General features: G+C 50.3%; 12 protein-coding genes. 2 read left to right on the plus strand and 10 right to left on the minus strand.

Annotated features, from left to right (window positions below; translation table 11 throughout):
• The first annotated feature begins 46 nt into the window (after positions 1-46).
• Positions 47-1,402 carry a PFL family protein gene (locus ABXR35_RS10915; protein ID WP_436669362.1) on the plus strand — a complete coding sequence of 452 codons (1,356 nt, stop codon included), beginning with the start codon at positions 47-49 and terminating at the stop codon, positions 1,400-1,402.
• A gap of 171 nt (positions 1,403-1,573) precedes the next feature.
• Here ABXR35_RS10915 and ABXR35_RS10920 read toward each other — a convergent pair whose 3' ends face one another.
• From ABXR35_RS10920 to ABXR35_RS10945, 6 genes are all read right to left on the minus strand, one after another.
• Positions 1,574-2,398 carry a purine-nucleoside phosphorylase gene (locus ABXR35_RS10920; RefSeq protein ID WP_367059466.1) on the minus strand — a complete coding sequence of 275 codons (825 nt, stop codon included), beginning with the start codon at positions 2,396-2,398 and terminating at the stop codon, positions 1,574-1,576.
• A gap of 60 nt (positions 2,399-2,458) precedes the next feature.
• Positions 2,459-3,358 (minus strand): site-specific tyrosine recombinase XerD, encoded by a 900-nt coding sequence (xerD, locus tag ABXR35_RS10925; RefSeq protein WP_367059469.1) that lies wholly within the window; start codon positions 3,356-3,358, stop codon positions 2,459-2,461.
• Between the two features lie 296 nt (positions 3,359-3,654).
• Positions 3,655-4,128: a ferric iron uptake transcriptional regulator gene (fur, locus tag ABXR35_RS10930; RefSeq protein WP_367059472.1), complete on the minus strand. Its 474-nt coding sequence runs from the start codon at positions 4,126-4,128 to the stop codon at positions 3,655-3,657.
• A gap of 274 nt (positions 4,129-4,402) precedes the next feature.
• On the minus strand, positions 4,403-5,629 hold the full coding sequence (locus tag ABXR35_RS10935; RefSeq protein WP_367059475.1) for an endonuclease Q family protein: 1,227 nt from the start codon (positions 5,627-5,629) through the stop codon (positions 4,403-4,405).
• Positions 5,630-5,640: 11 nt separating this feature from the next.
• Positions 5,641-6,216 (minus strand): NUDIX domain-containing protein, encoded by a 576-nt coding sequence (locus ABXR35_RS10940; protein ID WP_367059478.1) that lies wholly within the window; start codon positions 6,214-6,216, stop codon positions 5,641-5,643.
• A 70-nt stretch (positions 6,217-6,286) separates the two neighbouring features.
• Entirely contained in the window at positions 6,287-7,420 is a 1,134-nt protein-coding gene (locus tag ABXR35_RS10945; protein ID WP_367059481.1) for a M20/M25/M40 family metallo-hydrolase, read from the minus strand.
• A 230-nt stretch (positions 7,421-7,650) separates the two neighbouring features.
• Between ABXR35_RS10945 and prli42 the strand changes: the two genes are divergently transcribed.
• Positions 7,651-7,746 (plus strand): stressosome-associated protein Prli42, encoded by a 96-nt coding sequence (prli42, locus tag ABXR35_RS10950; RefSeq protein ID WP_367059484.1) that lies wholly within the window; start codon positions 7,651-7,653, stop codon positions 7,744-7,746.
• On the opposite strand, the gene lipB is transcribed toward prli42, so the two are convergent.
• From lipB to ABXR35_RS10970, 4 genes are all read right to left on the minus strand, one after another.
• The gene (gene lipB, locus ABXR35_RS10955) at positions 7,731-8,432 is read right to left on the minus strand and encodes a lipoyl(octanoyl) transferase LipB (protein ID WP_367059487.1); all 702 of its coding nucleotides are present in this window, start codon (positions 8,430-8,432) and stop codon (positions 7,731-7,733) included. The genes prli42 and lipB overlap by 16 nt on opposite strands.
• A 172-nt stretch (positions 8,433-8,604) precedes the next feature.
• The gene (locus ABXR35_RS10960) at positions 8,605-10,011 is read right to left on the minus strand and encodes a dihydrolipoamide acetyltransferase family protein (RefSeq protein WP_367059490.1); all 1,407 of its coding nucleotides are present in this window, start codon (positions 10,009-10,011) and stop codon (positions 8,605-8,607) included.
• A 140-nt stretch (positions 10,012-10,151) separates the two neighbouring features.
• Positions 10,152-11,135 carry an alpha-ketoacid dehydrogenase subunit beta gene (locus ABXR35_RS10965; RefSeq protein WP_367059493.1) on the minus strand — a complete coding sequence of 328 codons (984 nt, stop codon included), beginning with the start codon at positions 11,133-11,135 and terminating at the stop codon, positions 10,152-10,154.
• Positions 11,135-12,163, minus strand: a complete 1,029-nt coding sequence (locus ABXR35_RS10970; RefSeq protein WP_367059496.1) for a thiamine pyrophosphate-dependent dehydrogenase E1 component subunit alpha — start codon at positions 12,161-12,163, stop codon at positions 11,135-11,137. Before ABXR35_RS10970 ends, ABXR35_RS10965 begins: the two co-directional genes overlap by 1 nt.
• Positions 12,164-12,333: the final 170 nt, after the last annotated feature.

A 12,333-nucleotide genomic window follows, 5' to 3' on the forward strand; every position in this document is an offset into this window, starting at 1 on the left:
TACGCTGCCAGTCCATGTGGCGTTTTCATACAGGAGGAATAGCATGATTTCAATCGTTGAAGTACAGGAAACGAATAAGATGATCCGCGAAATGAATCTGGATGTGCGGACGATTACGATGGGTATTAGTCTGCTGGACTGTGGTCACAGCGAACTGGATGTGTTCAATCGCAACATCTACGACAAAATTACGACGCTAGCTGAGAAGCTGGTCAAAACCGGTGAAGATCTGGAACGTCAATTTGGTATTCCGATCATCAATAAACGTATCTCTGTTACGCCAATCGCCATCGCAGCAGGTGGCGTACATGCCGAATCGTATGTACCCATTGCCGAAACGCTAGACCGTGCAGCACGCGAGGTCGGCGTAAACTTTATCGGCGGCTTCTCTGCGCTGGTACACAAGGGCTTCACTACCAGCGACCGCAAGCTGATCACCAGCATTCCCGAAGCACTTGCAACAACCGAGCGTGTCTGTTCGTCGGTCAATATCGGTTCTTCACGCAGCGGGATCAATATGGATGCAGTCAAATGGATGGGCAGTATTGTAAAACAAACGGCGGAACGAACCGCTGATCGCGATTCCGCTGGTTGCTCCAAGCTCGTCATCTTCTGCAACTCGGTTGAAGACAATCCATTTATGGCGGGCGCCTTTCATGGTGTCGGTGAAGCCGAATGTGTGATCAATGTCGGGGTCAGCGGTCCCGGTGTAGTGAAGCGTGCGCTAGAAGATGCGAAACATAGTGATTTTGAAACATTATGCGAAACCATTAAACGGACAGCATTCAAAGTGACTCGCGTTGGTCAACTAGTCGCGCAGGAAACATCCAAACGCCTTGGCGTTCCGTTTGGTATCGTGGATCTGTCTCTCGCCCCAACACCGGAAATTGGCGATTCCATCGCTGAAATCTTCCAAGTGATGGGTCTGGAGGAAGCAGGCGCACCGGGAACAACCGCTGCACTGGCAATTTTGAATGATAACGTTAAAAAAGGCGGAGTGATGGCATCCTCGTATGTCGGCGGTCTGAGCGGGGCATTTATCCCAGTCAGCGAAGATCATGGTATGATTGAAGCTGTACAACGTGGCGCCTTAACTCTGGAAAAGCTGGAAGCGATGACGTGCGTCTGCTCCGTCGGTCTGGATATGGTCGCGATTCCGGGCGATACCAAGGATTCCACCATTTCCGGCATTATCGCTGACGAAGCGGCAATTGGTATGGTGAATAACAAAACAACCGCTGTCCGCATCATTCCAGTAATCGGCAAGCAGGTGGGCGAGATCGCCGAGTTTGGTGGGCTACTCGGTTATGCGCCTGTGATGCCGGTTAACGGTTTTAGCTGTGAAAGCTTTATCAACCGCGGCGGACGCATTCCAGCACCGATTCATAGCTTCAAGAACTGACAGTTCAAGACGCCGTATGACGAAAATTATCATACGCGCTACTATCGACATAGCATTGCCTTACACCAAGTCTTCACGTAGAAAAGCCGATAAAAACAAAAGACTATCGTTCCTCTATGATAAAAGAGAGGAATGATAGTCTTATTTTATACTATTGTATTCAGGAACATTTTACATTTGTGGAATGATCGCCAGCACCAGCTTCAGGAACTGATCACGCACGCGATCTGCTGTTTCCATTACTTCGTCATGCGATAACGGCTGATCCAGAATGCCTGCTGCCATATTGGTAATACAGGAAATACCGAGTACTTCCAATCCAGCATGACGTGCCACAATCGTTTCGGATACGGTAGACATGCCGACTGCATCTGCGCCCAGTGTACGCAGCATACGAATCTCCGATGGTGTTTCGTACGTTGGACCGAGCAGACCCGCGTAAACGCCTTCCTGCACCTTCAGACCTTGCGAAGCGGCAGTATCCTTGAACACAGTGCGCAGACGACGACTGTATGCTTCGGACAGATCAGGGAAGCGTACGCCCAATGCTGGATCGTTTGGTCCGATCAGCGGGTTGCGTCCGGTCAGGTTTAGGTGATCGCTCAGTACCATCAAATCGCCCGGCTCATACGACGTATTCACGCCGCCAGCAGCATTCGTTACGAGCAGACTGGATACTCCGAGTTCCTTCATCACACGTACGGGGAACGCAGTCACTTCTGGACCGTATCCTTCGTACATATGGAAGCGACCTTTCATCATCACAACCGGACGACCTTGTACGTTACCAAGCAGCAGCTCACCATCGTGACCTTCTACCGTCGATACCGGAAAATGTGGAATATCGCTGTAGGAAATAGATACGCCGTCTTCGATCAGATCGGCGAGAACGCCCAGACCGGAACCGAGGATCAGACCGATCTCTGGGGTGATACTGCTTTTGCTGCGGATATAGGCTGCTGCTTCTTGAATCGTTGCCTGTGTAATAACTGTCATGACAATTCCTCCTTCGATAAATGGGGCGCTATGCCCTGTTCTATATGATATGCAACACGATTAGGTCGCATTCGCGCGTGGATGATGCGCCTCGTACACGTCCTTCATGTTCTTTTTGGATACACGCGTATAAATCTGAGTCGTTGAAATGTCAGCATGACCGAGCATTTCCTGTACAGAACGCAGATCCGCACCATTTTCCAACAGATGCGCAGCAAAGGAATGACGCAGCGTATGCGGCGTGATGTCCGTCTCAATGCCCGCTTCGCGAGCATGCTTTTTGATAATTTTCCAGAAGCCCTGACGAGTCAGACGAGTACCGAGCTGATTCACGAACAGCGCCAATTCTTCGTCACGGTTTCGCACTAACTGCTGACGACCATCCTGCACATATTCACCGATCCGTTTAACGGTAACGCCAGTGATCGGAATCACACGCTCCTTACCTGAACTACTGGAACATCGTAGAAATTTCAAATCCAGACGCACATCCTCAACATTGACCGAAATCAATTCAGATACGCGAATACCGGTTGCATACAGCAATTCCAGCATAGCACGGTCGCGACGTCCTTGTGCCGTGCGATGATCCGGCGCATCCAATAGACGCTCCACTTCCTCGACGCTCATTACCTGTGGTAAACGCTTCTCTGCTTTGGGAGCTTCCATATGTACCGACGGGTCCTGCTGAATAACATTTTCACGCACCAAGTACTGGCAAAAGGAACGCAACGAAACCGTCATCCGTGTAATAGTGGATGACGCTCTGCCGATCTGACGCATTTCACCGAGGAACAGGGCGATATGTGTTTTGCGAATCTGATCTGGCATCATAATGTAACGCTGATGAGCAAAATCGATAAACTGACTCAAATCGCGCTGATACGATTCCAGCGTGTTGCGGGACAGACCTTTTTCCTCCGTCAGATAACGGATAAACTTCTCTAAATATTCGTTCATCTCAAGTCAGCCTCCTCTATATGTCCGTGAAATGGATGGTGTTATGTACATGGATCGAGATATGGACCGAAAGCTTGCTAGGATACCGCTGGGCTGCCCAAGCTGTAAGCTTCTTTTGCAAGCGCTCTAGCAAATGAGCAGCATGAGGCGTATACCGGTATCCATTACGGCAAAAAGACTCTCTCCCGAACAGCCAAACTATCGGGCGAGAGTCTCTGGTATCCATTTCATCTATTCAATTGTGTTATTAGCCTGCCGAGCAGGTTGTCTGAATAATGATGGCAGCGCAGTCTGAATTACTGTTCGTTGCCGGATTGATTGTCCCCGTTTTCCTTATCCTTGCATCGGTAACAGATCCCATAAAAGTCCAGTCGGTGATCCAGAACCGCAAAGTCGAATTCCTTGTCCAGCCGTTCTTCCAATGGTCCCAGCCAATCCTCACGAATCTCGTCCATGCTTCCGCATTGCACGCAGATCAGGTGATGATGGTGATGCTTGCTCGTGTCGGTACGCAGATCGTAACGCGCCACGCCGTCGCCAAAGTTGATTTTCTCTACGACATGCAGTTCACTCAATAGCTCAAGGGTACGGTAAACAGTTGCCAGACCGATTTCGGGAGCCTTTTGCTTCACGAGCATGAATACGTCCTCTGCACTCAGATGATCTTCCTCGTTCTCAAGGAGCACTCGCACGGTAGCTTCCCGCTGGGGTGTTAGTTTGTAACCTTTGGATTGTAATTGATGTTTGATTTTATCGATCCGTGCTTCCATTTTTGCCCTCCCCCTGTGGAAATCACTGCATCGCTTAAATGCTCACTTCAATTATTATAGGGGGATTATGAAGTTAAAGTCAAACGTTTTAGCAAGTTAAGCTGGGGGTGTTGGCGTAGGGCAACTTTGCTGGCGTTTGCACTAATGTGGGTAGTGTGACAGCGCTGCGGCAAGGGATTGGCTATGTAAAATAAAAAGCCGCAGCCTTTGAGCGGATTGGCTCGATGGATGCGGCTTTATGATTTTTTCTTTTGCCATATAAGCGAATGATTCTCTACCCTTTGACGACCTTGCCATAGGTTCCGCCGCCTCCGGCGCTTAGTGTTAATGTACCGGTTCTGGCTTGATGGATGTAGTCTGCAATGTCAGTACCGACGATAGTAGCGAGGTCGGTGGTTGATGTGTTGTGTAAAATATCCATTTCGGTGCCAAACGCATCTAGTAGGCGGTTCATTTTGGCAGGACCAAGACCCGGAATGAATGCTAATGGTACTTGGTAACGATACGGTGGTCGGCTTGCTGGGGGCTTAGGCTCAGGGCGGTCAGCGATGTTCAGGACGCGATCCAGAACGCCGATGGTTAATTTGGTGCTGCCGCAGTAAGGACAGCGCTCGAGCGCCGCCTCTGGCTCGTGAATGATATGCTCGCAGTTCATGCAGTAGGTTCGATGGTATTTGCCGAGACGTGGATCAAGCCCGTAATTGGCTTCGATATGTCGTCCGTTGGTACCACGCAGTACTTGTTTCAGCTCGTCGAAGCTAGGTTCCTGCATTTGCATAACATTATATTCACGACCAATTTTACCGAGCGAATGGGCGTCGGAGTTGGTTAGCAATGGATAAGCGTCCAATTCGCTAATATAACCTGCCATTTCGGTATCGGCGCTGAGTCCCAGCTCGCCGCCGTCGATCTGATCCAAGTTCAGCACATGCTCCATCCGATCGGTGACACTACCATAAATACCTTTGTGCGGGGTAAACATATGCGCGGGCATAAATAGCCCACCGCGTTGTTTCACCTGCTGTTGCAGTTCACGATAACTCGTACGCAGACGCTGAGAACTCAGCTGGAGATTCTTCATATACTTGCCCATCCAATGAGCGAAATCATCCATCATATCTAGATTGCGAAAATACACCAGTACATGCGCTTCATGATAACCCGGCTCACGAATCTCAATCTCGGAGCCGAGCAAAATGGTCGTATCGCGATACCGAATACCGCCCCCCGGAATCTCACTCATCTCGCCACTTGCAATCAGATTACGAATATCCTGACGAACGCCGGGTGAGTGGCAGTCGATAATGCCGATCAAGTTGATACCTTTACGCAGAGAAGCTTCACGAGCAATATTGGCAAAGGTCAGATTGCGACTGCCGCTGATCTTGACCGGCTGTCCGTCCTCGCTGCGCCCAATATGAATGTGCAGATCTGTATAGATGCGCTGCAAACCTGTAGACGTATCGCGGGTTGAGTCTGGCTGTGTGGTTTGCTTGTTCATCCTGTGATCCATCACTGTCCCGGCTTGCCGCCGAGCTTGATTAGCTGCCATGCCTGCACTGCCATAATCGTCTTCGCATCGCTGATCTGATTGTTGGCAATTTGCTCGTATGCTTCTTCCAGCGTGATTTTACTCATTTCCAGAAATTCGTCCTCATCCAGCTTGGCTTCACCCTCGATCAGCTCATCCGCCAGATACAGATGAATCAGTTCATCCGCAAAGCCCGGCGATGTATAAAAGGAAAACAACAGCTTCAGCTCTTTCGCCTCATAGCCAGTTTCTTCTTTTAATTCACGTGCAATCGCATCCTTCGGATCTTCGCCCGGCTCTAGCTTGCCTGCGGGAATCTCAACCTGTGTCCGCCCGAGCGGCTGACGGAATTGCTCAACAACGATCATTTTATCGTCATGAATTGCCAGTACCGCAACCGCCCCGTTATGACGAATAATCTCACGTTTGCTTGTTTCGCCGTTAGGCAGCTGTACGGTATCAACTTGCAGCTTGATCACTTTGCCGTCAAAAATCTTTTCGGTGGACAGTGTAATTTCGTCCAATGCGGGATTCGGTGTATGCTTGGAATTTTTCATGATGAGCCTCCTGAACAGGTTTAGTATATGCAGCAACATGTCTCAACATCTTGCCGATGAGTGGTACTTGTTATGCCTTCACTTTCGCAGTTTCGCGTACAATCTCAATTACCAGACGTGCAGCATTAATCAGCTCATCGCGGTGAATACGCTCGCTTGTCGTGTGAATATCTTGATAACCTACTGCCAGATTAGCGGTTGGTACGCCCATGCCATTGAAAATATTAGCGTCACTACCACCGCCAGTATGGAAAATATCATTCGGCAGACCAAGATTGGCGGACGCGCGCTGAGCAAGTGCCACCACTTCGTCATCGGCTGTAAATTTGTAGCCCGGGTAGACAATCACGCTCTGGAAATGAGCTTTAGCACCAAAATCGGCACATGTCTGTTCCAGCGACTCTTTCATCGCTTCCAGTTGGGCAACAACCTTTTCGTGCACCAGACTGCGCGCCTCAGCTTCTAGACGAGCATAATCGCATACGACATTCGTTGCGCCGCCGCCCTCGAATTTGCCGATATTCGCAGTGGTCTCGTGGTCGATGCGTCCCAGCTTCATGCGCGAGATTGCTTTACCTGCTACTTGAATGGCACTGATGCCATCTTCGGGATTCACACCTGCATGGGCAGATTTTCCGTAGATTTCCATGACAACACGTGCTTGCGTCGGTGCGGCTACAGCAATGGTTCCTACTGCGCCATTGGAATCGAGTGCATAACCAAATTCAGCATCCAGCAGCGATGCGTCCATCGCACGCGCACCCATCAGACCGGATTCTTCGCCTGCGGTGATAATCAGCTGAATTTGACCATGCGGGATATTTTGCTCGCGTAATACACGTACCATCTCGAACAGTGCCGCTACACCGGCTTTGTCATCTGCGCCGAGAATGGTGTCACCTGCGCTGCTGATCCAGCCCTGTTCGTCGATAACTGGTTGAATCCCAATCCCCGGTGTTACAGTGTCCATATGAGTGGTGAAGAAGATTTTTGGGAAAGGCTGCTCCGTATTCGGTGCCAGCGTTGCAATCAGATTGCCTGCGCCATGCCCTGTTTTTGCCGCCGATTCGTCCTCCACTACAGTAAAGCCAAGGGCGATCAGCTTCTCTGTCAGCACGTCAGCGATCACACGCTCGTGCTTCGTTTCGCTATCAATCTGTACCAGTTCCATAAATTCTTCAATCAATCTGCTTTGGGATACCACAACAATTCGCTCCTTTAATCTACATACAATTTCGATAGTACATCCGACCAGACGCATCCTAAGAGATAGTATCCACGCGCCGTTAACGCCTTATATCAGAGCTGACATAAGGATGATAAACCTCTTTGCAAATGGACAGCGGAATGGGTATGATAACAGGGATACGCCTTTTGGGGGCGTACAGGGTTAGACCTGTAAGATCATTTACCACTCGGCAAAGGAGTCTCGTTATGCAACAGAAAAAATGGTTTAAAGTATTCGTTTATGTCATGCTGCTCGCGCTAGTCGGATCAGTTATTTTCTCCCTTGTTCAGCCGTTTTTATAAAGGCTGTCCCATACCGGCTGCTCATAGCCAAAATGGCGCACAAAATGCGGTACCATATCCTCGGCAACCTGACGGATATCATATGCGCGGCCGGTCATATCCTCTAATGATGTTACCCCGTATTGCTCAATTCCACACGGAATGATTCCACTGAAGCCTTCATGTTGAATACCCGACGTTACATTAAATGCAAATCCATGACTCGTAATAAAGCCCTTACGATTACGGCACTTGTTAAACTTAATACCAATGGCAGCAATTTTCAGATCACCGATCCAGACACCGGTGTATTCTTCCTTGCGTCCCGCTTCGATCCCCTGATCTGCCAGATAGTCGATAATGACCTGCTCCAACGTACGCAGATAGGTATGCGGGTCCATGCCTTTGGCAATATCAAGCAGCAGAATCGGATACCCAACCAATTGCCCCGGACCGTGATATGTAATGTCCCCGCCACGATCAATTTGAAAAACGGCGATGCCGCGTTCCTTCAGCTCTTCCTCGCTCCACAGCAGATGCTCAGGATGGCGCTGTGAACCGATCGTATAGGTTGGCGGATGCTGAAGCAACAACAGCTGTTCGTCTAGCTCTCCTTGATCAATCTGCTGTACCAATTCCTTTTGTCTGTCCCATGCTGACGCATATTCCATCAAAGGAGTATAAGACACGTGAATGGACCTGCTCATGCTGAAACACTCCCTCCCCATCGTTACCCTCAATTACGGAATATGAAGAAAACATAAGCAAAAGGTCGACAAAACCGTATGGCTGTCAACCTTCTGCATATGCGTATTCCGCTACGTATTCACTTTATTTAATGTACCGCATTCGCTCATGCAATACAACTTTGAGCGTGTATCAGTACAGCTTGGTATCCATATTGTAGCCTTCGAGATTGTCTTTTACCCGTTGCAGGAAACGACCGCTAATGACGCCATCCAGAATCCGGTGATCCAGCGACATACACAGATTCACCATCGAACGGACACCGATCATATCGTTGATTACAACTGGACGTTTCACAATCGATTCAAAGGTCAGAATCGCTGCTTGCGGATAGTTGATGATCGGATATGACAGTACCGAACCGAAGGAGCCGGTATTGTTGACGGTAAATGTACCGCCCTGCATATCGTCCAGCTTTAGCTTGCCATCGCGGGTACGACGAGCCAGATCATCAATCTCGTGTGCGAGCCCGGCGATATTTTTCTGATCGGCGCGCTGGATCACTGGCGTCATCACCGAATCCTCCGTACCGACAGCCAGCGACACGTTAATATCGCGTTTCACGATAATCTTATCAACCGCCCAGACGGAGTTGACGATCGGATAATCCTTGATCGCGTTCACGACTGCTTTAATCAGAAACGGCAGATAGGTCAGGGTAATGCCTTCGCTACGCTTGAATTCATCCTTGAGCTTGTTGCGCAGCATAACCAGATTGGTCACATCGACCTCAATCATCGTCCACGCATGCGGGATTTCCGATACGCTTTGACGCATATTGCGGGCAATCGCATTACGCAGCGGAGTCACGTCGATCATATGCTCGCCGCGTCCCGGTGCAGAATCACTTTGCTCCAATTCGATCTTCGGAATGGCTGGCGTTTCGCTCAAATGAATACCGGAATTACGAACGGCATAATCAGTTGTCGACGGTGTTGATGCTGCAAAGGATGCAGATTGTGCAGAAGGTGCTGCCTGTTGTGGTGCAGCAGACGGTGCAGTTCCTGCTACGGCACTGCCATTTTCGACAGCCTTGAGCACATCGCGGCGAGTAACACGTCCGCCTGCGCCTGTGCCTTGAATCAACGACAAATCCAGCCCGTGCTGAGCAGCCAGCGTTTGTACTGCTGGAGAATAACGTCCAGCCATAGCTCCCGATGCTGCTGGTGCAGCCGTACGCTGTGGTGCTGGTGCAGACGATGCAACAGCGGAAGTCGATGGTTGCGCTGCTGGCGCTGCCGGTACAGTCGGTTGGGTTGCCTGTGGTGGAGCGGCTGGCGCTTCGCCCTCTCCATGAATACGGCAAATAATCTCGCCAACAGCAACTTCTTGACCTTCCGCTGCCAGCAGCTCGCCCATGGTGCCTTCCATAATAGATGGAATCTCGGCGTTTACTTTATCGGTAATCACTTCACAAATCGGTTCATACTGGTCGACCGGATCGCCGGGCTGTTTGAGCCATTTGGCGATGGTTGCGGATACGAGCGATTCCGCCAGTTGCGGCATCGCAATATCAGTCGGTTTTCCTTGTTGAGGCATTATTTTCACTCCTGAAAATTGCCGGTCACCCTGTAGATGAACCGGCAATTTATTTTGGTTGTTGTTGCGAACTACACAAGATGGCGCGGACAGGCGGTTCGACCCTCCGCTGCCATGAGATGATGCAAATACAATATATGTTAGAAAAGAGCCAGATCGCGCATAGCAGCTTTTACTTTATCCTTGTTCAGCATATACGCTTTTTCCTGCGGTGGGTTGATCGGCATTGCCGGTGCATCTGGTCCTGCCAGACGGCGAATCGGCGCATCCAGCTCAAACAAGCATTCTTCCGCGATAATCGCAGCCACTTCGCCACCTACGCCGCCTGTTAGATTGTCCTCATGCACGATCAGCACTTTCCCCGTACGGCGAGCCGCATCAATGATACCCTGACGGTCGATCGGTTGAATCGTACGCAGATCCAGTACATGACTGGTGATGCCTTCTTGCTCCAATTCGTCTGCTGCTTGCATGATGAAATGCAGCGGCAGACTGTAGCTGATTACGGTAATATCGTCGCCTTCGCGCAGCACATTGGCTTTGCCGATCGGCACAACATAATCATCCTCTGGTACATCGCCTTTAATCAGCTTATAACATTTTTTATTTTCAAAAAAGAGCACTGGGTCTGGGTCGCGAATAGCTGCTTTGAGCAGCCCCTTCGCATCGTACGCAGAAAATGGAGCGACGATTTTTAAACCAGCGGTTCCAAAAAACACGGACTCCATACATTGCGAGTGATACAGACCGCCGAAAATACCGCCGCCGATCGGCGCGCGTACAACCAGCGGACAGCTCCAGTCGTTGTTAGAGCGGTAGCGAATCTTCGCCGCTTCACTAATAATCTGGTTCGTCGCTGGCAGCATAAAGTCCGAATATTGCATCTCGGCAATCGGCTTCATACCGTACATTGCTGCACCGATCGCCACACCGGCAATCGCCGATTCGGACAGCGGCGTATCCATGACGCGATCTTCGCCGTAGAGTTCTTGCAGCCCTTTGGTTGTGGTGAATACGCCGCCTTTGACGCCGACATCCTCACCGAGTACGAATACATTCTCGTCCAGCGCCATCTCTTCCTTCATCGCCAGACGAATCGCATCAATATATTCCATCATTGCCATTACTGTGCATCCTCCCCGTCACCTGCAAATACGTGCAGCAGTGTGTCTTCCGCGCGCGGATAAGGGGCGTTGTCCGCGTATTCGGTCGCTTCCTTCATGATCTGCGTGCATTCCTTTTGCAGCTCTTGATCTTGCTCTTCGGTCCAAATACCGCAATCCAGCAAATACTGCTTGTAGCGCGGCACGCCGTCTTTTTTCCAGTTCGCGTCCACTTCTTCCTTGGTCCGGTAAGCCAGATCGTTATCGGAGGTGGAGTGCGGGGACAGACGGTATACCATCGATTCGATCAGTGTCGGACCTTCGCCGTTCATGGCACGTTCGCGTGCTTCTTTGACCGCAGCGTAGACTTCTAGTACGTCATTACCATCGACACGAATACCAGGGAAGCCGTAACCGAGTGCGCGGTCGCTGACCTTGCCACTCAATTGCTTGTGCAGCGGTACAGAGATCGCGTACTGGTTATTTTCACACATAATGATAACCGGCAACTTATGTACACCGGCAAAGTTACAGCCTTCGTGGAAGTCGCCTTGGTTGCTTGAGCCTTCACCAAACGTTACGAAGGATACAAGCTTCTGCTTCTTCATCTTAGCGGCAAGGGCTACACCGACAGCGTGTGGCACCTGCGTCGTTACCGGGCTAGAGCCTGTTACAATGCGCAGACGCTTGCTGCCGAAGTGACCTGGCATCTGGCGTCCGCCGCTGTTTGGGTCTTCCGCTTTGGCGAATGCCGACAGCATCAATTCACGGGCAGTCATACCAACAGACAGTACAAATCCGTAATCACGGTAGTATGGCAGGAAATAATCTTGCTCGCGATCCAATGCAAATGCCGCACCGACCTGAGTCGCTTCCTGTCCAACACCGGATACGTGGAAATTAATTTTACCAGCGCGTTGCAGCAGCAGACAACGTTCGTCAAACTTACGCGCCATCATCATATATCGATACAGTTCAATCGCCTGTTCGTTGCTTAGCCCGAGCTGTTCATGTCGGGTTTGCTGGTCAATAGTACCTTTTGCGTTCATTACAGGTACCTCCTTCATCAATAGCGAAGCCGATGTTCGGCTTCTTGGCTGTGTGGAATATCCTTCATCCGATGGGATGCACGTTGCCTTTGGTCTGTATAGGTTAAGGGTACACTTCTGTCTACTCATTCGCAAATGACGCTTCGTTATCTTCAAGCAGGACAACGTTT

It is taken from the genome of Paenibacillus sp. JQZ6Y-1, assembly GCF_040719145.1.
In the GTDB taxonomy this organism is placed as follows: domain Bacteria; phylum Bacillota; class Bacilli; order Paenibacillales; family Paenibacillaceae; genus Saccharibacillus; species Saccharibacillus kandeliae.

Coding starts and splice junctions, on each gene's coding strand:
- ABXR35_RS10920 (WP_367059466.1), bottom strand. CDS start 2,398: ATGACAGTTATTACACAGGCAACGATTCAAGAAGCAGCAGCCTATATC.
- xerD (WP_367059469.1), bottom strand. CDS start 3,358: ATGAACGAATATTTAGAGAAGTTTATCCGTTATCTGACGGAGGAAAAA.
- fur (WP_367059472.1), bottom strand. CDS start 4,128: ATGGAAGCACGGATCGATAAAATCAAACATCAATTACAATCCAAAGGT.
- ABXR35_RS10935 (WP_367059475.1), bottom strand. CDS start 5,629: ATGAACAAGCAAACCACACAGCCAGACTCAACCCGCGATACGTCTACA.
- ABXR35_RS10940 (WP_367059478.1), bottom strand. CDS start 6,216: ATGAAAAATTCCAAGCATACACCGAATCCCGCATTGGACGAAATTACA.
- prli42 (WP_367059484.1), top strand. CDS start 7,651: ATGCAACAGAAAAAATGGTTTAAAGTATTCGTTTATGTCATGCTGCTC.
- lipB (WP_367059487.1), bottom strand. CDS start 8,432: ATGAGCAGGTCCATTCACGTGTCTTATACTCCTTTGATGGAATATGCG.
- ABXR35_RS10960 (WP_367059490.1), bottom strand. CDS start 10,011: ATGCCTCAACAAGGAAAACCGACTGATATTGCGATGCCGCAACTGGCG.
- ABXR35_RS10965 (WP_367059493.1), bottom strand. CDS start 11,135: ATGGCAATGATGGAATATATTGATGCGATTCGTCTGGCGATGAAGGAA.
- ABXR35_RS10970 (WP_367059496.1), bottom strand. CDS start 12,163: ATGAACGCAAAAGGTACTATTGACCAGCAAACCCGACATGAACAGCTC.